This window comes from Nonomuraea sp. NPDC050691, assembly GCF_040654455.1.
Lineage (GTDB): Bacteria > Actinomycetota > Actinomycetes > Streptosporangiales > Streptosporangiaceae > Nonomuraea.
The window spans coordinates 29,840-50,933 of the sequence record NZ_JBFAIA010000042.1 but is presented as its reverse complement, the minus strand read 5'-3'; the positions used below and the strand labels follow the sequence as shown (position 1 = coordinate 50,933).

At 72.2% G+C, this 21,094-nt stretch carries 20 protein-coding genes; 8 read left to right on the top strand and 12 right to left on the bottom strand.

The genetic code is table 11. From position 1 onward, the window contains the following. Positions 1 to 160 precede the first annotated feature (160 nt). From AB0H81_RS18225 to AB0H81_RS18215, 3 genes are read right to left on the bottom strand one after another with little or no spacing between them, the layout of a single operon-like run. Positions 161 to 1,198 (bottom strand): LLM class flavin-dependent oxidoreductase, encoded by a 1,038-nt coding sequence (locus tag AB0H81_RS18225; protein WP_358375702.1) that lies wholly within the window; start codon positions 1,196 to 1,198, stop codon positions 161 to 163. Between the two features lie 19 nt (positions 1,199 to 1,217). Next, entirely contained in the window at positions 1,218 to 1,889 is a 672-nt protein-coding gene (locus AB0H81_RS18220) for a ribonuclease HII (protein WP_358375700.1), read from the bottom strand. Between the two features lie 11 nt (positions 1,890 to 1,900). Next, the gene (locus tag AB0H81_RS18215) at positions 1,901 to 2,836 is read right to left on the bottom strand and encodes a LysR family transcriptional regulator (protein ID WP_358375698.1); all 936 of its coding nucleotides are present in this window, start codon (positions 2,834 to 2,836) and stop codon (positions 1,901 to 1,903) included. Between the two features lie 79 nt (positions 2,837 to 2,915). Between AB0H81_RS18215 and AB0H81_RS18210 the strand changes: the two genes are divergently transcribed. The 3 genes from AB0H81_RS18210 to AB0H81_RS18200 all read left to right on the top strand — a co-directional run bounded on the left by AB0H81_RS18210 (position 2,916) and on the right by AB0H81_RS18200 (position 8,382). Continuing rightward, on the top strand, positions 2,916 to 4,202 hold the full coding sequence (locus AB0H81_RS18210; protein WP_358375696.1) for a pyridoxal phosphate-dependent aminotransferase: 1,287 nt from the start codon (positions 2,916 to 2,918) through the stop codon (positions 4,200 to 4,202). Positions 4,203 to 4,354: 152 nt separating this feature from the next. After that, positions 4,355 to 4,999 carry a GNAT family protein gene (locus AB0H81_RS18205; RefSeq protein WP_358375695.1) on the top strand — a complete coding sequence of 215 codons (645 nt, stop codon included), beginning with the start codon at positions 4,355 to 4,357 and terminating at the stop codon, positions 4,997 to 4,999. 347 nt (positions 5,000 to 5,346) lie between these two features. Next, entirely contained in the window at positions 5,347 to 8,382 is a 3,036-nt protein-coding gene (locus AB0H81_RS18200; protein ID WP_358375693.1) for a BTAD domain-containing putative transcriptional regulator, read from the top strand. A 325-nt stretch (positions 8,383 to 8,707) separates the two neighbouring features. Here the strand turns inward: AB0H81_RS18200 and AB0H81_RS18195 are convergent, their stop codons facing one another. Beyond that, positions 8,708 to 10,120: a methyltransferase gene (locus tag AB0H81_RS18195; protein WP_358375691.1), complete on the bottom strand. Its 1,413-nt coding sequence runs from the start codon at positions 10,118 to 10,120 to the stop codon at positions 8,708 to 8,710. A gap of 147 nt (positions 10,121 to 10,267) precedes the next feature. On the opposite strand from AB0H81_RS18195, the gene AB0H81_RS18190 reads away from it, so the two are divergent. Then, positions 10,268 to 10,570 (top strand): hypothetical protein, encoded by a 303-nt coding sequence (locus AB0H81_RS18190; protein WP_358375689.1) that lies wholly within the window; start codon positions 10,268 to 10,270, stop codon positions 10,568 to 10,570. Positions 10,571 to 10,629: 59 nt separating this feature from the next. On the opposite strand, the gene AB0H81_RS18185 is transcribed toward AB0H81_RS18190, so the two are convergent. Both AB0H81_RS18185 and AB0H81_RS18180 read right to left on the bottom strand, forming a co-directional pair. Then, positions 10,630 to 11,229, bottom strand: coding sequence for a TetR/AcrR family transcriptional regulator (locus tag AB0H81_RS18185; RefSeq protein WP_358375687.1), 600 nt, complete (start codon positions 11,227 to 11,229; stop codon positions 10,630 to 10,632). A 26-nt stretch (positions 11,230 to 11,255) separates the two neighbouring features. Beyond that, positions 11,256 to 11,738: a GNAT family N-acetyltransferase gene (locus AB0H81_RS18180; protein ID WP_358375685.1), complete on the bottom strand. Its 483-nt coding sequence runs from the start codon at positions 11,736 to 11,738 to the stop codon at positions 11,256 to 11,258. A 60-nt stretch (positions 11,739 to 11,798) separates the two neighbouring features. Here AB0H81_RS18180 and AB0H81_RS18175 point away from each other — a divergent pair, with 60 nt between their 5' ends. Continuing rightward, entirely contained in the window at positions 11,799 to 12,266 is a 468-nt protein-coding gene (locus AB0H81_RS18175) for a helix-turn-helix domain-containing protein (protein ID WP_358375683.1), read from the top strand. Positions 12,267 to 12,378: 112 nt separating this feature from the next. Here the strand turns inward: AB0H81_RS18175 and AB0H81_RS18170 are convergent, their stop codons facing one another. Beyond that, positions 12,379 to 13,026: a VC0807 family protein gene (locus tag AB0H81_RS18170; protein WP_358375681.1), complete on the bottom strand. Its 648-nt coding sequence runs from the start codon at positions 13,024 to 13,026 to the stop codon at positions 12,379 to 12,381. Between the two features lie 226 nt (positions 13,027 to 13,252). Here AB0H81_RS18170 and AB0H81_RS18165 point away from each other — a divergent pair, with 226 nt between their 5' ends. Both AB0H81_RS18165 and AB0H81_RS18160 read left to right on the top strand, forming a co-directional pair. Then, on the top strand, positions 13,253 to 14,056 hold the full coding sequence (locus AB0H81_RS18165; protein WP_358375679.1) for an SURF1 family protein: 804 nt from the start codon (positions 13,253 to 13,255) through the stop codon (positions 14,054 to 14,056). A 318-nt stretch (positions 14,057 to 14,374) separates the two neighbouring features. After that, positions 14,375 to 15,571: an amidohydrolase family protein gene (locus AB0H81_RS18160; RefSeq protein WP_358375677.1), complete on the top strand. Its 1,197-nt coding sequence runs from the start codon at positions 14,375 to 14,377 to the stop codon at positions 15,569 to 15,571. A gap of 7 nt (positions 15,572 to 15,578) precedes the next feature. On the opposite strand, the gene AB0H81_RS18155 is transcribed toward AB0H81_RS18160, so the two are convergent. The 3 genes from AB0H81_RS18155 to AB0H81_RS18145 form a co-directional block, all read right to left on the bottom strand. Then, positions 15,579 to 15,938, bottom strand: a complete 360-nt coding sequence (locus AB0H81_RS18155) for a YkvA family protein (protein WP_358375675.1) — start codon at positions 15,936 to 15,938, stop codon at positions 15,579 to 15,581. A gap of 96 nt (positions 15,939 to 16,034) precedes the next feature. After that, positions 16,035 to 17,024: an LLM class F420-dependent oxidoreductase gene (locus tag AB0H81_RS18150; RefSeq protein ID WP_358375673.1), complete on the bottom strand. Its 990-nt coding sequence runs from the start codon at positions 17,022 to 17,024 to the stop codon at positions 16,035 to 16,037. Positions 17,025 to 17,091: 67 nt separating this feature from the next. Beyond that, positions 17,092 to 17,760: a TetR family transcriptional regulator gene (locus AB0H81_RS18145; protein WP_358375671.1), complete on the bottom strand. Its 669-nt coding sequence runs from the start codon at positions 17,758 to 17,760 to the stop codon at positions 17,092 to 17,094. A 174-nt stretch (positions 17,761 to 17,934) separates the two neighbouring features. On the opposite strand from AB0H81_RS18145, the gene AB0H81_RS18140 reads away from it, so the two are divergent. Next, entirely contained in the window at positions 17,935 to 18,549 is a 615-nt protein-coding gene (locus AB0H81_RS18140) for a hypothetical protein (RefSeq protein WP_358375669.1), read from the top strand. Between the two features lie 148 nt (positions 18,550 to 18,697). On the opposite strand, the gene AB0H81_RS18135 is transcribed toward AB0H81_RS18140, so the two are convergent. Then, a complete protein-coding gene (locus AB0H81_RS18135; protein WP_358375667.1) occupies positions 18,698 to 19,756 on the bottom strand; it encodes an aspartate-semialdehyde dehydrogenase in 1,059 nt (352 codons plus the stop codon). Continuing rightward, entirely contained in the window at positions 19,753 to 21,027 is a 1,275-nt protein-coding gene (locus tag AB0H81_RS18130) for an aspartate kinase (protein WP_175604105.1), read from the bottom strand. Before AB0H81_RS18130 ends, AB0H81_RS18135 begins: the two co-directional genes overlap by 4 nt. Positions 21,028 to 21,094 lie beyond the last annotated feature (67 nt).

The window sequence follows — 21,094 nt, the reverse complement described above, 5'->3', positions numbered from 1 at the left end:
GGCGGGCCGCGCGATCGCGCGGCCCGCCGCCGCTCCCACCGCCGCCACTCTCATCGCGTCTCAGCGCGTCCCGTCGAGTCGGGTCTCATCGGGGTGGGTCTCATCGCGGTGGGTCTCATCGGGGTGGGTCTCATCGCGGTGGGTCTCATCGCGGTGGGTCTCATCGCGGTGACGCTGCCTTCCGGACGCGGGGCAGCACCTCGGCGCCGAGCCGGCGGACGTTCTCCACGGCGCGGCGGTGGTCGCCGATCCCCTCGACCATGAGGATGATCCGCCGCACTCCCGTGGCCTCGGCCGTGCCGAGGATCGCCTCCGCGCACCGGTCCGCCGACCCGACGGGGTGCACGCGGGTCAGGAAGTCCACGTACGCGGGCACGTCCCGCGCGGGCCGCCTCCGCCCGTCCACCGGCACGTACCCGGCCAGACCTGGGACCAGCCAGCGCGGCATCGCCTCCTTGAGCTCCCGGACGGCCTGCCGCGTCGAGTCGGCCACATGCCCCACGGCCGCCGCCACATGCCCGCCCGAATGCCCGTCCGGCCCGGCACGAAGGGCCTCGTCCTGAGGGGCCGCGTTCTGGAAGGACTGGTACGCCGCCACGGCCGCCGCCTTCTCGCGGTCGTCCACGTGCATCCCGAGCAGCATCGGCAGCCCCCGCCGCGCCGCCAGCTCCAGCGTCGCCTCCGACGTGCAGGCGACCACGGGCCGCAGCGTGGCCGCGGGCACCAGGTCCACCTCCCTGAACCGGAAGAACTCCCCCTCGGCCGACACCCGCCCGCCCGACAGCGCCCGCACCAGCACGTCCAGCGACTCGCCGAAGCCCCGCTCGAACCGCTCCAGCCCGGTCCCGAACACCTCCAGGTCCATCCACGGCCCGCCCCGCCCCACCCCCAGCGTGAACCGGCCGCCCGACAGGTGGTGCAGCATGGCCGCCTGCTCGGCCAGCGCCACAGGATGCCAGGTGGACAGCACGCTCACCGCGGTCCCGAGGCCGATCCGCGAGGTGCGCCCGATCGCCACGGCGGCCAGCGTGGCCGCCGACGGGCAAACCCCGTAGGTCATGAAGTGATGCTCGGCGACCCAGGCGTCGTCGAACCCGGCCTCCTCGGCCGCCACCACCAGCTCGACGGTGTCGGCCAGCACCCGGCCCGGATCGCGCCCCGGGAAGCCGGCCGCCACCAGGAAGACGCCGACGCGCACCGGACCTCCTCGACCGAACCTAACCGAACAGGCTGACCTGACCCTCGCTCGCCGCCGGATCCCGGTGCCGCTTGAGATGGCGCCACTGCGGCAGGTCGTCGAGGTAGGACCACGACATGCGGTGGTGCTCGGTGGGCCCGAGCCGGGCCAGCGCCTCCTGGTGGACGGGCGAGGGGTATCCGGCGTTGTCGGCGAAGCCGTAGGCGTCGCAGCCGAGCGTCGCCATGTGGGCGTCGCGCCGGACCTTGGCCAGCACGGACGCGGCGGCCACCGAGACGCTGGCCGCGTCGCCCCTGACCTCGAGGCGCACCGGCCAGGGCGCGCCGATGTAGTCGTGGGAGCCGTCGAGGATGACCGCGCCCGGCCGTACCGGGAGGGCGGCGAGGGCGCGGCGGGCGGCCCGGCGCAGCGCCTCGGTCATGCCGAGCGCGTCGACCTCCTCGTGCGTGGCGTCGCCGAAGCCGATGCCGGCGGCCCACGAGCGCACCTCGGCCGCGAGCGCCTCCCGCCGGGCGGGGGTGAGCTGCTTGGAGTCGGTCAGCCCGGCGGGCGGCTCGGACAGGTCGGTGACGACCGCGCAGACGGTCACGGGCCCCGCCCAGGCGCCGCGGCCGACCTCGTCCACGCCGGCCACCGTGCTGACGCTGGGCTGGGAGAGCAGGAGGTGCTCGATGTCGTACGTCGGCGCCATAGCCGAACACGCTACCGCTCGGCGGGGCCGATCGGGTCGAGGTCGGCGGTGAGGTAGCGCGCCGCCACGTGGACGGCCCGCAGCGTCACCGACACCGACGGCCGGTGGACGCTCGACCCGCGGGCGACCGCGTGGACCTCGCGGCCCACCGGGTTGCCCGGGAACTGCCGCACCGCCACCCCGCGCACCCCCGCCGCGAGCGCGAGCGCCGGCACGGCGGCGATGCCGAGCCCCTTGGCCACCAGCGACAGGATCGTCCCCAGCCCCTCGAACTCCCAGGGCGTCGGCCGCGTGCCGCCCACGTCGGACAGGAGCCGGTCCACGGCCAGCCGCGACGGCTCGCCGTCCGGGGTGGCCATCCACGGCTCGTCGCGCAGCTCGCGCAGGTCGATCGGCACCTCGGGGTCGGCCAGCCGGTGCTTGCGCGGCACCACCAGCACGAGAGGGTCGCTCAGCAGCGGGAAGACGCGCAGGTGCTCGCTGTCGCGGACGCGGCCGTACCAGTCGTCGACCAGCGCGATGTCCACCTCGCCCGACTGCACCTCGCGCATGCCCCGGCCCGACCTGCTCTGCCGCAGCCGCAGCGTCAGCTCGGTGTGGCGGCGCAGCGAGCGGGCGAGCGCCGGGGCGAACGCCACGGCCGCCGTCGGGAAGGCCGTCACCACGACGCGTCCCGAGGGCGTGCCCGCGTGCGCGGACAGGTCCGACTCGGCCTCCTCGGCCATGGCGAGGATGCGCTCGGCGTGCGCCACGAGACGGCGGCCGGCGTCGGTGAGCTCGGCGCTGCGCGCGGTGCGGTCGAGCAGGGCCGTGCCGGTCTCCCGCTCCAGCGCGACGAGCTGCTGGGAAACCGCCGAGGCGCTGTAGCCGAGCGACGCGGCGGTGGCGGCGATGCTGCCTCGTCGCGCGAACTCGCAGATCAACATCAACCGCCGCAAATCAAGCATCGAACTTCCTTATGCCTACCCACGAAAAGCCTCGCTTGTTCTGATGCAATACTGCAAGCAGGCTGGGAACGTGACAAACATGAGCATTACCCTCTCCGCCACCCTGGCGGCCAACGAAGACATCGAACGAAGACGACGCGCCGGGGAACGCGTGCTGCACCTGGCCTTCGGCGAGGCAGGTCTGCCCGTCCACCCGGCGCTGCGCGACAGGCTGGTGGCCGCGTCCGGCCGCAACGGCTACGGCCCCGTCGCCGGCGCCCCCGAGCTGCGCGCGGCCGCCGCGGGTTACTGGACCCGGCGCGGGCTCCCCACCGATCCCGGCCTGGTCGTCTGCGGGCCGGGCAGCAAGCCCCTCCTGTACGGCCTGCTCCTCGCGATCGGCGGCGACATCGTGCTGCCCAAGCCGAGCTGGGTCAGCTATGCCGCGCAGGCCGACCTGGTCGGCTCCCGACCGCTCCTGGTGCCCCCGCCCGCCGGCGAGGGCGGCGTGCCGGACCCGGCGGGGGTCGCCGAGGCGGTGCGCCAGGCCCGGGCGCGGGGCCGCGCCGTCGGCTCCCTCCTCGTGACGTTGCCGGACAACCCGACCGGCCGCCTCGCCACCCCCGAGACCATCGGCCGCCTGGTGGACGTGGCCCGCGAGCTGGACCTCGTGATCATCTCGGACGAGATCTACCGCGACCTGCTGCACGAGCCCGCCCCTGCCTACGTCTCGCCCGCCGACCTCGCGCCCGAGCGCACCGTCATCACCACCGGGCTGAGCAAGAGCCTCGCCCTGGGCGGCTGGCGGATCGGCGTGACGCGGCTGCCCGAGGGCGCGCACGACCTGCGCGAGAGGATGCTCGCGGTGGCCAGCGAGATCTGGTCGGCGCCGGCCGCGCCGGTGCAGCAGGCCGCCGCGTACGCCTTCTCCGAGCCGCCGGAGCTGGCCGAGCGCGTGGCGCTCAGCCGCCGGCTGCACGGCGCGGTGGCGCGCGCGGTCCACGCCCGTTTCGCCGCGATCGGCGCCCGCACGCCGGACCCGCAGGGCGGCTTCTATCTTTATCCGGACCTCGGCCACCTTGGGCTCGGCGGCTCCGCGGCGCTGACCCGCCGGCTGCTGGACGACCACGGCATCGGTGTCCTGCCCGGTCACGCGTTCGGCGACGACCCCGAAGCCGCCCGCGTGCGGGTCGCGGTCAGCCTCCTGTACGGCGAGACGGCCGAGCAGCGGCTGGCCGCCCTGAACGCCTCGAACCCGGTCACGCTGCCGTGGATCTCGGCCGCGCTGGACCACCTGTCGGACGGTCTCGCGGGGCTCGCCGAGGCCCGTCCGGGAGCGGTGCGTGAACGGCGGCCGGCCCTCGTGCCGACCGCATGTCACGGTTAGGCGAAATCTTCGCCCAGAGGGTCTGCCCGAAACCCCGAATCAACCCTCTGACCTGGGCAAACAGCACATGATCCGAAACCCGCGAAAGAAGCGTGAAAGAAGGTGGCCGTTGCCTGGTCACAACCGGCCCGGTCAGCCCTCATCATGTGCTCATGCCCGCTCTTGTCACCCTGTCCGGGCGCTCCGTGCGCCTGGAACCTCTCAGCCCCGCGGCGGTCGACGACCTCGTCGCCGCGGCGAGTGAAGACCGCTCCACGTATGCCTTCACTCGCGTCCCGAACGGCCGGGACGAGATGGTCTCCTATGTGGAGGCCGCGCTGGCTGAGCAGGCGGGGGGCCGCACGATGCCCTTCGCCATCCGGTGGCTGCACACCGATCGCCTGATCGGTGCCACCCGTCTCATGAACCTGGAGTACTGGCAGGGCCCCATGCCCTGGCCTCCCGGCTCACTGGGCGCGGTGGGCGATATCCCGTCCGTGGCGGACATCGGCTACACGTGGCTGGGCGCGTCCGCCCAGGGCACGGGTGCCAACCGGGAGAGCAAGTTCCTGTTGCTCTCACACGCCTTCGAGGTCTGGAACGTCCACCGCATCACGCTCAAGGCTGATGTACGCAACGTCAAATCCCGGGCCGCCATCGAGGCCCTCGGCGCACACTTCGACGGGGTGCGGCGAGCGGAAAGCCGAGGCGCCGACGACACGGTCCGAGATACGGCGTTCTATTCCATCCTGAACTCTGAGTGGCCGGCCGTTCGTGAGCGGCTGGCGCGAAGACTCGGGCTGGTGGAGGCCGCCTAGGAACCATGTCCGTCCAGGCCCCGCCCGCATGATCAGGCGGGGCCGGTATTCCAGACACGGGAGGCATGACCGCCCCCGCGTTTCGGGGTCACGCCTCACTGACCCTCAGCATCTGGTCTGTCGCTCAACACCCGATCAACACCGAATCAACGCCTCCACCCGAAACGCCGGGCGTATTCCCGGCGAGGTAACGTACTCCCCGCGCGTGAGAAAGGCCCCCGTCACCTCTTCCGGGGAACGTCTCCTCGGACGGGAAGATTTACGGCGGACGGGCATGCCTATGTGTTAGGCAAGGTTCGCTCTATGATTTGGTAACAAATCGTTCCATTGCCCTGGAGACATACCGCATGGCTGGTCAGAGCGTCGAAGGCGGCCTTCGGTTCGCCGTGCTCGGTCCCGTGCGCGCGTGGCGTGATGGCGAGGAACTCGACCTGGGCACCCCCTTGCAGCGCTCCATTCTCGGGATGCTGCTGCTCCGCGAGGGCCGCGCGGTGACCCCCACCGAGATGATCGACGCCGTCTGGGGGGACGACTCGCCCCCGCGGGCCCTCGGCGCCCTGCGCACGTACGTCTCCCGGCTGCGCACGGTCCTCGAACCCGACCGGCCCGCCCGGTCCCGTCCCGAGATCCTCACCTCCGTGGGCCGCGGCTACGCGTTGCGTCTGCCCGACGGGGCGCTCGACCTGGTCCGCTTCGAACGCGGCGTCCACGAGGCAGAGGCGGCCCGCAAGGCCGGACGGCCCTCCGCCGCGGCCGAGGCGCTGCGCGCCGCACTCGCCCTGTTCGAGGGCGAGCCGCTGGCCGGCGCCGTCGGCCCCTACGCCGAGCACCAGCGCGACCGTCTCGTCGAGCGCCGGCTCAGCGTCGTCGAGACGCTCATGGACGTGGACCTGGAGCTGGGCTGCCACGCGGACGTGGTCTCCGAGCTGATCGCGCTCACCGCCGAGCACCCGCTGCGCGAGCGGCTGCGCGCGCAGCTCATGCTGGCTTTGTACCGGTGCGGGCGGCAGGGCGACGCGCTGGCCGTCTTCACCGAGACGCGCCTGGCGCTGATCGACGAGCTGGGCATCGAGCCCGGCCCCGACCTGTCCTCCCTGCACCAGCGGATCCTGGCCGCCGACCCGGGCCTCGCCGCCGCGCCCGTCGTGGTCACCCCCGCGATCGGCCCCGAGGCCGCCGAGGAGCCGGAGCCGGCCGAGGAGGAGCAGGCCCCCGAGCTGCCCCGCCCGGCCCAGCTTCCGGCCGCGGTGAGCGACTTCACCGGCCGCAAGGAGATCGCCGGGCGGCTGCGCGGCCTGCTGTCGTCGCCGTCGGCGGCCGAGGGCGTCCCGGTGGCGGTGATCTGCGGCATCGGCGGCGTCGGCAAGACCACGCTGGCCGTCCACGTGGCCCACGCCGCCGACGACCTCTTCCCCGACGGGCAGCTCTACGCCGACCTGCGCGGCTACACCGGCGAGGCGACCGCGCCCGAGTCGGCCCTGGGCGCGTTCCTGCGGGCGCTCGGCATCCCGCCCGACGTGATCCCCGAGGTGCCGGCCGAGCGGTCGGCGCTGTTCCGCTCGCTGCTGGCCGACCGGCGCATCCTCGTCCTGCTCGACAACGCCCGCGACGCCGCACAGGTCATCCCGCTGCTGCCGGGCTCCCCCGGCTGCGCCGCCATCGTCACGAGCCGGGTCAAGCTGGCCGACCTGCCCTCGGCCCGGCTGTTCGACCTCGACGTGATGGAGCCCGACGAGGCGCTGTCGCTGTTCTCGTCCGTCGCCGGGCCGGAGCGCGTCGCCGCCGAGCACGGGGCCGCCATGGACGTGGTGGCCGCCTGCGGGTTCCTGCCGCTGGCCGTGCGCATCCTCGCGGCGCGGCTGGCCGCGCGGCCGTCCTGGACGGTGGCCTCGCTCGTGCCGCGGCTGGCCGACGAGCAGCGCCGCCTCGACGAGCTGCGCGTCGGCAACCTCGCCGTGGAGGCCACCTTCGCCCTCGGCTACGGCCAGCTCGACCCGGCCCAGCAGCGCGGGTTCCGGCTGCTGTCGCTGCCCAACGGCCCCGACATCTCGGCCGGGGCCGCCGCCGCGGTGCTGGAGATGAGCGCGTTCGAGGCCGAGGACCTGCTGGAGTCGCTGGTCGACACGAGCCTGCTCGAGGCGCCCGCGCCGGGCCGCTACCGCTTCCACGACCTGCTCAAGCTCTTCGCCCGGCGCATCCTGCACAAGACCGAGTCGCAGCAGGCCAAGACGCTCGCGCTGCGCCGGCTGCTCGGCTTCTACCTGGCCTCCGCGCAGTCGGCGCACCGGCTGGCCTACGAGGGCAGCCTGATCGCCGACAATCTCGCGGCGGTCGGCACGGGCCGGACGTTCGGCGCCGCCGACGAGGCCGTGGCGTGGCTGATCGCCGAGGGCGACTCGCTCTTCGCCGCGATCAACCAGGCCGCCACCGACTCGCTCACGGCCGAGGAGCTCCTGCCGGCGGCCGACCTGCTGGTGGCCATGGAGCCGTTGATGGAGTCGGGCACCCACACCCGCGAGTTCGACCACGGCACCCGGGCGGTGCTGGCCGCGGCGCTGCGCATCGGCGCCGCCGGGAGCGAGCTGCGCGCCCGCTACGTGCTCGGCCGGGTGCTGTTCGCCGGCAACCGGCTGACGGAGGCCGAGGAGCAGTTCAGGATCGTCCACGAGCTGTCCGTCGCGCGCGGCGAGAAGATCGTCACCGGCGAGGTCAAGAACGCCCTCGCCGTGGTCGTCGGCCGGCAGCGGCGCCACACCGAGGCGCTGTCGTGGTTCGACTCGGCCATGGGCTGGTACCGGGAGAACGGCGTGCCCGCCGGCGAGGCGCTGGTGCTCAGCTACTCCGCGCGCGACCACCTCGGCCTCAACCGGCCGGAGGACGCGATCGCCGCCGCCGAGAAGGGGCTGGCCATCTTCACCGAGATCGGCAGCGGCGCCGGCACCGCCCGCGCCCGCTACCACCTCGGCATCGTGCTGTCCCGCGTCGGCCGCCTCACCGAGGCCGTCCACCACCACGCCGAGTGCCTGGCGTTCTTCCGGGCCAGCAAGCAGCGCGTGTGGGAGCAGCGGGTGTGCTCGCGGCTGGCGGAGACGTTCATCGCGGCCAAGCGCTACCCGGAGGCGGTGCGCCACGCGGAGCAGGCGCTCGTCGTGTCCCGGGAGATCGGCCATCCGTACGGCGAGGCGCTGTCGCTGACCGTGCTCGGCAGGGCGCTCAGGGGCCTCGGCAGCACCGCGCGCAGCACCGACTGCCTACGGCAGGCCTTCGACATCTTCTCCAGGCTCGGCGCTCCCGAGGCCGGAGACCTCAGGGCTCTTCTCGACTCCGCCCGGGTCGCCAAGCCCGCTTCCGAGTCCGCTTCCGGGCCCGTCGTCGAGTCCTGAGTACAGCGCGTCGTCCAGTCGCGTCATCCACACATGGTTGATCAAGGCTGTCCTTAGGAGTCCCCAGACCAGTGGTGCAGCCCGGCCGGTCATCTCGGTCGCCGCGCCTCGCCAGGGGGCCCGGATGTCGGGTCGCTCGGCACGGCGGCCAGCCGCCTCACATCGACGACCGGCCGGACCCGACGCCGGCCTCGAACCCCCCGGGACCGGCGTCGTGCTTCCGAGCTTCCTCCCGAGGGCTCAACATCGGATCAACACCGGATTGCCTCACCGGTCAACGCGGTTGTCACGTGGCTCGTACGGACGGATCGGCTCGTACGGACGATCAGAGGGTGAAGTAGCCCTCGGCGATGAGGGGGCGCAGGGCGTCGGCGTGCAGCACCTGACCGTCGCCGACCAGCTCGGCGATCACGTTGAGCAGCGGCCCCAGCGCCAGGTCGCCGTCGCACACCCCCGCCAGCGCGGCCTCGACCGTGCCGACCTCCCGGCTGCGGCGCAGACCGTCCGTCTGGCGCAGCACGATCCGCATCGGGTCCTCGGCGCCGGGCAGCCCGATGCGCTCGTCCAGCAGTCCCTCGGCCGTGCGCAGCCGCGCCGCCTGGAGGTCCTCGACGCGGTGGGCCGTAGCGATGGCGTCGAGCACGCCGTCCACGTAGTCGCCCACCGGCAGAGCGACCTGGTGCGTGAGCTGCTCCAGGCGCACCACCGGGTCGAGCGTGCCGGAGTTGCGCATGGAGATCCAGCCGAAGCCGACCGCCTCGATCTTCCGCTCGTCGAACCACGCCAGCCAGCGGTCGTAGTGCTCCGCGTAGCCGGGGGTGCCCTGCTCGGCCGCGTCGCGCAACCACAGCTCGACGTACTCGGCGGGGTCCTGGACGTCGCGCTCCACCACCCAGGCGTCGCACCCGGTGCCCGCCAGCCAGCCGCCGACCCGGTCGCGCCAGTCCTCACCCTCGACGTGCAGCCAGTTGGCCAGGAAGTGGGCCTGGCCGCCGGGGGCGAGGTGGCGGGGCGCCTGCCGTACGAGGTCGCGGCAGAACGCGTCGCCGTCGCCGCCCGTCTCGCGGTACGTCAGGCGGCCACCGGGCGAGATCACGAACGGCGGGTTGGACACCACCAGGTCGAACAGCTCGTCCTCGACCGGCTCGAACATCGAGCCCGTACGGGCGTCCACGCCCGTGACGCCCGACAGCTCCCAGCTCAGCCGGGCCAGCTCGACGGCGCGCGGGTTGACGTCCGTGGCGGTGATCTCCTCGGCCCGCCCCGCCAGGTGGAGCACCTGCACGCCGCAGCCCGTGCCCAGGTCGAGGGCCCGCTGGACGGGGCGGCGGGTGACGAGCTGGGCGAGGTTCGCCGAGGCTCCGCCGGCGCCCACCACGTGGCCGGGGCGCAGGGCGGGGTCGCCCGGGCGCACCTTGCGGTCGGAGACCACGTAACCGCCGGTCTCCCACGGCTGGAGGTGCACCTGGGCGCGAACCGTGCCGCCTTCGGCGCTGACCAGCCCCGACTCGCGCACGGCGGCCGGTACCCGGTGGGCCGGGACCGGTACGCCGAGCCACCACAGCCGGATGAGCGTGCCCAGCGGATCGCCGTCGGCCGTCGCGCGCAGCGCCGGCACCAGTTCCTCTCGGGAGAGCGCCGAGGCCGCCACGTCGCCCAGGCGCTCGCGGACGCCGTCGATCGTGTAGCCGATCTCCAGCAGGTGGTCGCGCAGTCGTGCCAGTTCCACAGAGTCCATCCTTTCATCGCATAGGCCCGCGCATGATCCGATACCTACAGTGACCGTACTGTTACCGAGATACCCAAGCGTTCTGCAAGCGTGGGACAAGCCGGGCGCGATATCTCTTAGGAACCCTGCTCGACCGTTCGAAAGAGGAGCGGCCCCATGCTCATCCCGTGCCTGGCCTGCGAGTCCCGGTTCGTGCCTGACGAGTACTTCCGCGCCTGCTCCGACTACAACCGCGGCATGGACCTGGTGTCGTGGACCTGCCCACGTTGCGGCAACCGTGACGATCTGCGGGTGCTGCCCGGCGAGCTGGGCTTCGGCTACCCGTACAGGGGACGGTTCGACGTGCACGCCCGGGTGCGGGTGCCCGGCCTGCGCAGGCAGCGCGGTGACCTGCGGCTCGACATCTCGCTGGACAAGGCGTCGTGGCGGGTGGCGACCCGGGTGCGTCAGGCCGCCTGACCGCGCCGGCCGGGCTTGGAACGCGCCAGAGCGCCCCCAGGCCGGTTCTCCTGGCCCTGTCAGCTTTCGGCGCGCTGACGCAGGCTCTGCCAGGCGGCCTCGCCCAGTCCCTTGATCTCCTCGTCGGTGGGCGCGTGGGCGCCGGCGAACCACAGCCGGCACATCTCCTGCGCCGGGCCGAGCCACAGGACGTAGCACATGGTCGGGTGGACGGGCTGGAGCAGGTCGTTGTCCATGTGGGGCCGCCACCAGTCGGAGACGCGGCGGAAGAAGCCGCGGCGCAGCTCGTGGACCTCGTCGCCGCCCGGCTCGTTCTTGCGCGGCGGCCGCTCGCTGACCAGGAGCCTGGCCCGCTCGGGGTGCTCGCCGGCCCAGCGCATGTGGAAGGCCACGACGGCCTCGATGCCCTCGCGGGCCGTCTCGTGGCTCTCCAGCTCGGCGACGAACGCCTCCTGGTAGGTCGCGAGGATCTCGGCGTACAGCACGCCGAAGACGTGTTCCTTGCTGGCGAAGTGGTGGTAGAAGCTGCCGACGCTGACGCCGCTCTCCTCGCGGAGGCTGGCCAGCGTGGTGGCCGAGACCCCGTCCTGGCTGAATCGGCGCAGGGCTCCCTCGATGATGCGGGTGCGCCCGTCGCGTCCGTTCTTGGCACTCTTCACATTGTCAATGGTGAGGCACCAGAACGTTATTCCGCAAATACGGACGTCCGGTTGATCATAGCCGTCACCTCGACCGACCCGGAGACCACCTTCATCACCGCGTCCGGCCACTGCCTGCGGATCATCCTCAGCACCCGCCGGTTCTCGCCCAGGACGTCCATGCCGACCGTGGTCGCGCCACGTACGGCGGCCCGGAGCAGCAGCGCGTCGATCAGGCGCGGCCCGAGCCCGAGGCCCTGCCACTGGTCCGCCACCACCACGGCGACCTCCACGTCGGCCGCGCCGCCCCGGTAGCTCATGGCGTGACCGATGATCTCGCCGTCGAGCGTGGCCACCAGGGCGTCCCGCCGCTCGTCCAGGGCGATGAGCGCGCGCACGAGGCTCGCGGCCGGGCGGCTGACGCCGGTGAAGAAGCGCAGCGTCTGGGTCTGCAGCGAGAGCCCGGTCAGGAAGCGCCCGATCCGCTCCTCGTCGTCGGCGCGGGCGGGGCGGATCTGAGTTCCTAACATGGACTCAGCTTCTCCCGAACCGCCTGAGTCTGTCAATTGAACTCAGGTAAGATATGAGGCATGATCCTGCCTTTCCGGGCTGACAACTGCTCCATCGAGCGCACCCTGGAAGTCGTCGGCGAGAAGTGGACCTTCCTGGTGCTGCGCGAGGCGTTCCGCGGGGTACGCCGCTTCGCCGACATGCAGGCCGCCACCGGCGCCCCCCGGCAGGTCCTCAGCGCCCGGCTGGCCCGCCTGGTCGAGGAGGGCCTGCTGCGCAAGGAGCCGTACCGCGAGCCCGGTCAGCGCCAGCGCGACGAGTACCGGCTGACCGACAAGGGGCGCGACCTGTATCCGCTGCTGGTCGCGCTCATGCAGTGGGGCGACAGGTACCTCGCCGACGCCGACGGCCCTCCGGTGCTGCTGACGCACCGCGACTGCGGGGCGGCGATCGAGCTGCACCTGCGGTGCGCCGAAGGGCACGAGGTGGCCGGGCCGCGCCAGGTCACGGCGCTCCCCGGGACGGGCGCCCGCCTCCAGAGCGCCTGACGGCGGCCCCGAGGCCGCGCGCCCCTCAGGCGCGCCACCCGCCCGGCTCGCACCGCCGCCTGCCCGGGTTCAGGCACGCCACCCGTCCGGGTTCAGCGGGCCGTCCGGAGGTTCAGCGGGACGGGCGCAGGTGCCGCAGGCAGGAGCGGAAGTCCAGCACCGTCAGCAGCGCCGCCGCCGACAGCAGCACCGCGACCGCCGACGTCCGCACCAGCAGGTACGTCTCGATCGACTGGCTCAGCAGCAGCCACAGACTCAGCGTCGCGTTGCCGAGCTGCGCGCAGCCCCACACGAGCGACTGCCGGCCGAAGAAGCGCCGCATGACCGGCTCCTCCATCACGTGCGGCGGCAGCGGCACGAGGTCCTCCGCCACCCGCCGGGCCAGCGGCCTGCGCACCCGCGCGGTGCCCAGGAAGGCCGCGCTCGCGCAGAACACGCCCAGCGTCGGCTGGAGGAAGAACAGCACCGGGCTGCCCGACAGCAGCGCCAGCACCGCCCGCACGGTCACCATGCCGGCCGCCAGCAGCACCCCGCCCGGCACGCTCGTACGCCGGACCAGCCGGTAGATCACGCCCCCGTACACCCACGCCACGGACACCACCACGCCCCCCACGAACCCGGAGACGATCAGGCCCGCGTAGAAGACGGCGACGGGCAGGATCATGCCCTCGAACACCCGCGGCAGGGCGTGGCGGAGCAGGACGGCGAGCTTGGGCAGCTCGAACGCGTGTCCCTCGGGGGGCGCGGCAAGCACGGTCATGGGGCTCTTGGAGGGCCTCTCGGGGGGCTCGGCTGAAGGGGCGTCCGCGGGTCCGGAGCGGGCCTCGCGGCACGAATCACGACCGTACGCGATGAACTGACTTTCGGTAAGGGTTTCGACCAGATTGCGATAAGGTCACGCCCGCGCCACGGCCATGGTGTACCGCCCCGGAACCCCGAGGTGAGGCGCGTGAGGGGGCACAGGGGGCGGTGCCTACCCTTGAAGGGTGTACCGGTTCCTGCTGACGCCCCGCTGGATCGCGCTCCACGTCGTGGTGTTGCTCGTGATCCCCGCCTTCGTGTTCCTGGGACGCTGGCAGTTCGGACGGTTCGAGGAACGATCGGCCAACAGCCACGACGTCACCGCCAACCTGGAGGCCGCTCCGGCGCCCCTGGAGAGCCTGGCCGGGCAGGGGGTCAAGCAGTCCGACCGCTTCCGCGCCGTCACGGCGACCGGCACCTACGACCCCGCCCACGCCCTGGTGGTGCGCAGGCGGCCCCAGGAGGGCCGGCCGGGCTTCTACGTCCTCACCCCGCTGAAGCTGGCCGACGGCCGCGGCGTGATCGTCAACCGGGGCTGGGTGAAGGCCGGGGCGACCGCGGACACGCCGCCGGACGTGCCTCCGCCGCCGAGTGGTCAGGTAACTGTCACCGGCCGGCTACGTCTCGGCGAGACCGAGGAGTCGAGCGGCATCAAGGAACGACCCGGTCTGCCTCCCGGCCAGGTCCTGCTCATCAACCCCGGCTCGATCGGCAAGGGCCTGCCGTACAAACTGCTGGACGGATACGTCGAGCTCACGCGGCAGCAGCCCGCCACCGATCCGGCGCCCGCCCCGGTGCCCGAGCCCGACGTGGGCGCCGGCGGCGGACTCAACTTCGCGTACGGCGTGCAGTGGTGGCTGTTCATCGGCGTGGCCGTCGGCGGCTGGATCCTGCTGATCAGGCGCGAGGTGGCCGACCGGAAGGGCGGCGAGAGCTCCGGATCCCCGGCGGATCCGGCGAACCGGAGTGAGTCGATCTCCGGTGGGTAGGAGGCGCGCCGGGGTTCGCATGAGCGGCATCCTCACGAAGCGGACCCCTCACGGCCCGGGATCGTCCGTCATCCCCCTCCCGGCGATCCCGGGTCTCGAACACCGCCCCGGCCCCACCGGCCCGCCGCACCCGCGCGCCCCGCGGCTCGCCGCCCGGCACCCCGCCGCACCGCACCTCGCGGCTCCGCTCGTCCCGCGCCCGGCCGCCCCGAACGTGGCGGCCGGGGCCGTCCGGAGCGCCCGGCGGCGCCGCGGTGGATACCCAACGGAGACTTCGCAGCTTGTTCGACGTTATCCCGCCGTCGTACGGTTACCTGCGTGACTACGCCGCTGCTCCCCGATCCTGACCCAAGGCGGCGCGACTATGTGATCATCTCCGCCGACGATCACCTGATCGAGCCCCCCGACCTCTTCGAGGGCCGGCTCGCGGAGAAATATGCCGAGGTCGCGCCCAAGGTCGTGGAGACGGAGGCCGGTCACCAGGTGTGGCGCTACGGCGGCGCCACCTACCCGTGCGCCGGCATGGACGTCGGCGCCGGGCTCCCCCGCGAGCAGTGGACCCTCGACCCCATCCGCTTCGAGAGCATGCGCCCGGGCTGCCACGACATCGAGGCCCGCATCGAGGACATGGACCTCGCGGGCGTCTGGGCGGCCCTGTGCTTCCCCGGCATGCTGGCCGGTCAGGCGGGCATGCCGTTCGCCAAGACCCGCGACCAGGAGCTCGGCCTCGCCCTCGTCCGCGCGTGGAACGACTGGCACATCGACGTCTGGGCCGGCACCTACCCGGAGCGGATCATCGGCCTGCAACTGCCCTGGCTGCCCGATCCCGACGTCGCCGCCAAGGAGATCCGCGCCAACGCCTCCCGCGGGTTCAAGGCCGTGGTGTTCCCCGAGTTCCCGACGCGGCTGCGGCTGCCGTCGATCCACACCGGCCACTGGGACCCGTTCTTCGCCGCCTGCGAGGAGACCGGCACGGTCGTCGCCCTGCACACCGGGGCGTCGAGCTGGTCGCCGGTGCCGTCGCCCGACACGCCCATCGAGGCGATCACCACGCTGATCCCGACGAGCGCGATGTTCGCCTGCGCCGACTGGCTGTGGTCCGGCGTGCCGCTGCGCTTCCCCAACCTGCGCATCCTCATCGTCGAGGGCGGCGTGGGCTGGCTGCCGCTGCTCGCCCAGCGCGCCGACTACGCGCTCGACCACCCCGTGGCGGGCGAGGCGCAGTGGGACGGCGGCCTCAAGCCCAGCGAGGTGCTGCGCCGCAACTTCTTCTTCGGCACGCTGAACGACCACTCCCTGTCGGGGGTGCGGCTGGCGGTCGGGCTCGACCACGTGCTCCAGGAGAGCGGCTACCCGCACTCCGACTCGACGTGGCCCGACACGCAGAAGTCCGTCGCGCGCAACCTGGGAGCGCTGCCACCGGCCGACATCGCCAGGGTCGCGTACGGCAACGCCGCCCGGCTGTTCGGCCACCCGCTGCCGTCACGCGCCTGGCTGCGCATGGAGGAGATCTAGCCCTCGCCTACTCCACCGCCGGAGCGCCGTCCAGGGTGCCTCGCACGATCTTGCGCTCGTGGTCGAGGTAGCGGCCGCTCTCACCGAGCAGCGAGCCCAGCAGCCAGAGGAACACCCCGAAGTCGTCGGCCACGCCGACCAGGACGAGGAAGTCGGGCACGAGGTCGATCGGGGAGATCAGGTAGAGCACGCCCAGCCCCATCATGGCGAGCTTGCCCTTGCCCATGCCCTCGTACCGGCCGCTGGTCACCGCGCCGATCAGCCGTGGGATCGCGCGCACTCGCGCCATCAGGCCGGGGGTGCCGGGCTTGGAGACGTCCCGGTACACCTTCCACGCGGCTGCGGCTCGTGCTGCTTTCGCCATCATGCGCCCTCCTCTACCCAGGCCTCTCACGACATAACGCGTCAGCCGGGGCGCGGGTTCCCGCGGACAGCTCGGAGTCCGGCGGTTCGCGCGTACGCCTCAGAGTTGGGGGGCGAGGTCCCGTACGGCCTGCTCCAGCGGAACCTCGCCGCCGGGGACGGGCGCGAGGACGGGGGTGTCCAGCCCGTTGGCGACGTACTCGCGGATCCGGGCCCGGCACGTCGCCGCGTCCCCGTGCACCACCAGGGCGTCGACCACCTCGTCCGGGATCGCCTTGAGCGCCGCCTGCCGGTCGCCCGCCGCCCACGCCTCGCGCATGGGCCGCAGCACCTCTCCGCGCCCCAGCCACTCGTGGAAGGCCGCGTACACCGGCACGGTCAGGTACGCGGCCAGCATCCGGCGGGCCAGCGCCCGTACCCGGTCCGCGTCCTCGCTCACGCACACGAACAGCCGGGCGATCAGCTCGGTGTCCGGCCCGATCTCCGCGCGCACCCGCCGGACGTCCTCGGGCGAGAGCCAGTTGGTGATGGCGCCGTCCGCCTCCTCCGCCGCCAGCCGCAGCATGCGGGGCCGCAGCGCGGCCAGCACGATCCTGGGCGGCTCCACAGGGGCCTTCTCCAGCCTGAACCCACCGATCTCGAACGTCTCGTACTTCTCGGTCACCTTCTCGCCCGCCAGCGCCCTCCTGAGGAAGCGCAGCGTGTCGCGGGTCCGCGCGTACGGCTTGGCGAACGTGCCGGCGTTCCAGCGCTCGACGATCGCCGGCGAGGAGGAGCCGATGCCGAGCACGAACCGGCCGGGCGCCAGGTCGGCCAGCGTGGCGGCGGACATGGCGAGCAGCCCCGGGCCGCGCGTCGAGACGGGCACGATCGCGGTGCCCAGCCGGACCCGGGGCGCCCACTGCGCGGTCAGGGCCAGCGGCACGAACCCGTCCACACCGCTCACCTCGGCCGACCAGACGTCGGTGTAGCCGAGCGCGGGCAGCTCCTCCACCAGTTCGCGGGACTCGGCCAGCGAGCGGTCCTGGAAGGGCAGGGTCATGCCCCAGTTCCGGCCCTGAGTCGTCTGCGGGGTCATCTGCTGCGTCATCGCGGCCTCCGGCTCGGCGTCCGTACCCGGTGACCATACCAACCGGACGGTATGCCGTCGCGGGGGCTCACGCCCGCAGTTCGTGGACCGCCGCGATGAAGTCCTTGGTGATCCCGCGCAGCCCCGGCAGGTGCGACAGCCCCACGAGCCGGTCCACCAGCGGCACGGTCACGTCGATCAGCCGGTACGTGCGCTCGCAGCCCGGCGAGGTGTCGTGCACCCAGAACAGCACCATGCCCATCGACAGCAGCCAGAGCAGCTCGGGCAGCTCCTCGCGCAGGTCCTCGTTCATGCGGTCGCGCGAGCCCTCGACGACCTGCCGGTAGACGGCGATCGACGCCTCGCGGGCCGGCGAGGTCTGCGCGCTGAACGGGCTCAGCGGGTTGGTCGGCTCCGCCGCGTGCTTGAAGAACTTCACCGCGAACTCGTGGTACGGCTCCGACACGCGCACCCACTCGCGCAGCACGCCGCTGAGCCGCGCGGCGAAGGAGGTCTCCGTGTCGAGCAGGTCGCGGCAGGCCACCTCGTGCTCGGTCTGGGCGCGGTCGTAGTACGCCTGGATCAACGCCTCCTTGCTCTCGAAGTAGTAGTAGGCGTTACCCACGGACACCCCGGCCTCTGCCGCGATGGCGCGCATGGTCGTCGCGTCGAAGCCGCGCTCCCGGAACAGTCGCAATGCCGTCTCGACGATGACCTCTCGGGTGCTCTCCGATCCTCGGTTTCGGGCTTCGGACACGTTCGTCACTTTACGGCTTCGTACCGGGTTAGGTCATGGAGCCGCACGGTGATCGACACCACAGGGCAAAAACCAGGAGGGACGCGGGTTATCCGGTGTGAAGCATGGGATTGATGTTTTCAGGCGGAAGGGCTATTTCCGCGAAAAGGCATCGACATGTGGATACGTGGAAGAGTGCGGCCTCTGCTGGTCGCGTTCCTCGGCATTGAGATCTCCATCATCGCGCTGGCGTCCACCGCCTCGGCCGCACCCGTGACCACGGACGGCGAACCGGGGGTGACGCCGCCCGTGATCATCAGGTCGTACTCCGTCGCCCTCCCGCGACGGGGCTCAGCCAAGCGCCGGGAGGCGCGCGTGGCGGACCTCGACCAGGTCCGCGTCCGCAACGCGCCGATGGTGCGGATGTCGCACGACCTCGCCGCGGGATTCCTGGAGGAGGCGGGGATGCGCTACAAGTCGTCCGGGCACTGCACGAACCGGCGCATCTTCACCTGCACGTCGCTCGACAAGGTCCGCACCGGCACGATCAACCGGATCATCGACCTGAAGCGCGAGAGCGGCTGCCCGATCACGGTGACGGGCGGCACCGAGGCCGGCCACGCGCCGGGCCGCTTCAGCCACGGCTCCGGCTACAAGCTCGACATCTCACACAACCGCTGCATCGACCGGTACGTCACCGACCACTACCCGCGGACCAGGACGCGCGGCGACGGCTCGGCCCTGTACCGCTCGGACGCCGGCACGGTCTTCGCCGACGAGTCGGACCACTGGGACATCCTGTTCCGCTGAGGCTCCACCTGAACCGACGGGCCACTTGAACCGACCGGCCACGTGAACCGACCGGCCGCGCATCCCCAGGTGGACGGCCCACGCACGCCTGAAGGGCGCACGCGGACCCTCGCGGGACCACGCACGCCCTTGACCTGCGGCTACGGCGTCAGAGCTCGCTCGCGACCAGTTCGGCGATCTCCGCCGCGTTGAGGGCCGCGCCCTTGCGCAGGTTGTCGCCGCACACGAACAGGTCGAGCGTGTTGGGGAAGTCGAACGCCTGCCGGATCCGGCCCACGTAGGTGGGATCGTTGCCGACCACGTCGAGCGGCGTCGGATAGACCCCGTTGGCCGGGTCGTCCATGAGCACCACGGTCGGCGCCGCCTCCAGCACCCGGTGGGCGTCGGCGACCGTGATGTCGCGTTCGAAACGGGCGTGGACGGCCAGCGAGTGCGTGGTCACCACGGGCACCCTGACGCAGGTCGCGGAGACCTTGAGGTCGGGGATGCCGAGGATCTTGCGCGACTCGTTGCGCAGCTTGACCTCCTCGGAGGCCCAGCCGCCGTCCTTGTACGAGCCCGCCCACGGCACCACGTTGAACGCGACGGGCGCCGGGAACGGCGAGTCGTCGGACAGCTTGTTGGCCAGGGCCTTGCGCACGTCGCCGGCCGTCTGGCCGACCGAGCGGTCGCCGGCCAGCGCCTCGACCTCGTCGTACAGCCGGGCAGGGCCGGCCACGCCGGCGCCCGACACCGCCTGGTAGGAGGCGACGACGAGCTCCTTGAGGCCGTACTCGGCGTGCAGCGCGCCCATGGCGGCCATCATCGACAGCGTGGTGCAGTTGGGCGTGGAGATGATGCCCCGGGGACGCTGACGCGCGTCCTGCGGGTTGACCTCCGGCACGACCAGCGGGACGTCGGGCTCCATGCGGAAGGTGCCGGACTTGTCGATCGCGATCGCGCCGCGCCCGGCGGCGATCGGCACCCACTCGGCGGCGACCTCGTCCGGCACGTCGAAGATGGCGATGTCGATGCCGTCGAACACCTCGGGGGCGAGGGCCTGGACGACGACGTCCTCGCCGCGCACCTTCAGCGTCTTGCCCGCCGAACGCGGGGAGGCGACGAGACGGATCTCGCCCCAGATGTCGTCACGGGTGGACACGATGTCGCGCATGACGGTGCCCACGGCGCCGGTGGCGCCGATCAGGGCGAGATTGGGCCTGCTCATCGTCCGGTACCTCCATACACCACGGCTTCGACCTGGTCGGCGTCGAGATCGAAGGCGCGGTGCGCGGCCGCCACGGCCGCGTCCACGCCGTCCTGCCCGACGATCACAGAGATGCGGATCTCCGAGGTGGAGATCATCTCGATGTTGACCCCCGCGTCGGCGAGGGCGGCGAAGAACGTCGCGGTGACGCCGGGGTGCGAGCGCATGCCCGCGCCGATCAGCGACACCTTGCCGATCTGGTCGTCGAACAGCAGCGACTCGTAGGCGATGTCACCCTGGATCTTCTTCAACGCCGTCAACGCCGTCGAGCTGTCGGCCGTGGGCAGCGTGAAGGAGATGTCGGTGCGGCCCGTGGCCGCGGCCGAGACGTTCTGCACGATCATGTCAATGTTGATCTCGGCGTCCGCCAGAGTTTTGAAGATCGCGGCAGCCTCTCCGACCTTGTCGGGGACCCCGACAACGGTGATCTTGGCCTCGCTCCGGTCGTGCGCGACGCCGGAGATGATCGGCTGCTCCATCTCGGTTCCTTCGGTGTAAGGGTCGGAGACGACCCACGTGCCTTCCTTGGTGCTGAACGAGCTGCGTACGTGGATCGGCAGGTCGAAACGGCGAGCGTACTCGACGCACCGCAGGTGGAGGATCTTGGCCCCGCAGGCCGCCATCTCCATCATCTCGTCGTACGAGATCTTGGGGATCTTGCGGGCCGCGGGCACGATGCGCGGGTCGGCGGTGAAGATGCCGTCGACGTCGGTGTAGATCTCGCACACGTCGGCCTGCAGAGCCGCCGCGAGCGCCACCGCCGTGGTGTCGGAGCCGCCCCGGCCCAGCGTGGTGATGTCCTTGGTGTCCTGCGAGACGCCCTGGAACCCGGCCACGATCGCGATGTGGCCGCGGTCGAGCGCCTCACGGATGCGGCTCGGCGTCACGTCGATGATGCGCGCCTTGCCGTGCGTGGAGTCGGTGATCACGCCCGCCTGCGAGCCTGTGAACGAGCGCGCCTCGTGCCCCAGGTTGGCGATCGCCATCGCCAGCAGGGCCATCGAGATGCGCTCGCCGGAGGTCAGCAGCATGTCGAGCTCGCGGCCCGGAGGCAGCGGCGACACCTGCTCGGCCAGGTCGAGCAGCTCATCCGTCGTGTCGCCCATGGCTGAGACGATCACGACGACGTCGTTGCCGGCTTTTTTCGTCGCGACGATCCGCTGCGCGACCCGCTTGATGCAGGACGCGTCGGCGACGGACGAACCACCGTACTTTTGCACAACGAGCGCCACGAGAGTCTCCCGGATTGGACTGTGAGCTGCCAGTCTACTGGCGGCCTCTCGTGCCGCCGCTGGCCCG

Coding starts and splice junctions, on each gene's coding strand:
- AB0H81_RS18220 (WP_358375700.1), bottom strand. CDS start 1,889: ATGGCGCCGACGTACGACATCGAGCACCTCCTGCTCTCCCAGCCCAGC.
- AB0H81_RS18215 (WP_358375698.1), bottom strand. CDS start 2,836: ATGCTTGATTTGCGGCGGTTGATGTTGATCTGCGAGTTCGCGCGACGA.
- AB0H81_RS18210 (WP_358375696.1), top strand. CDS start 2,916: ATGAGCATTACCCTCTCCGCCACCCTGGCGGCCAACGAAGACATCGAA.
- AB0H81_RS18205 (WP_358375695.1), top strand. CDS start 4,355: ATGCCCGCTCTTGTCACCCTGTCCGGGCGCTCCGTGCGCCTGGAACCT.
- AB0H81_RS18200 (WP_358375693.1), top strand. CDS start 5,347: ATGGCTGGTCAGAGCGTCGAAGGCGGCCTTCGGTTCGCCGTGCTCGGT.
- AB0H81_RS18195 (WP_358375691.1), bottom strand. CDS start 10,120: ATGGACTCTGTGGAACTGGCACGACTGCGCGACCACCTGCTGGAGATC.
- AB0H81_RS18190 (WP_358375689.1), top strand. CDS start 10,268: ATGCTCATCCCGTGCCTGGCCTGCGAGTCCCGGTTCGTGCCTGACGAG.
- AB0H81_RS18180 (WP_358375685.1), bottom strand. CDS start 11,738: ATGTTAGGAACTCAGATCCGCCCCGCCCGCGCCGACGACGAGGAGCGG.
- AB0H81_RS18175 (WP_358375683.1), top strand. CDS start 11,799: ATGATCCTGCCTTTCCGGGCTGACAACTGCTCCATCGAGCGCACCCTG.
- AB0H81_RS18170 (WP_358375681.1), bottom strand. CDS start 13,026: ATGACCGTGCTTGCCGCGCCCCCCGAGGGACACGCGTTCGAGCTGCCC.
- AB0H81_RS18155 (WP_358375675.1), bottom strand. CDS start 15,938: ATGATGGCGAAAGCAGCACGAGCCGCAGCCGCGTGGAAGGTGTACCGG.
- AB0H81_RS18150 (WP_358375673.1), bottom strand. CDS start 17,024: ATGACGCAGCAGATGACCCCGCAGACGACTCAGGGCCGGAACTGGGGC.
- AB0H81_RS18135 (WP_358375667.1), bottom strand. CDS start 19,756: ATGAGCAGGCCCAATCTCGCCCTGATCGGCGCCACCGGCGCCGTGGGC.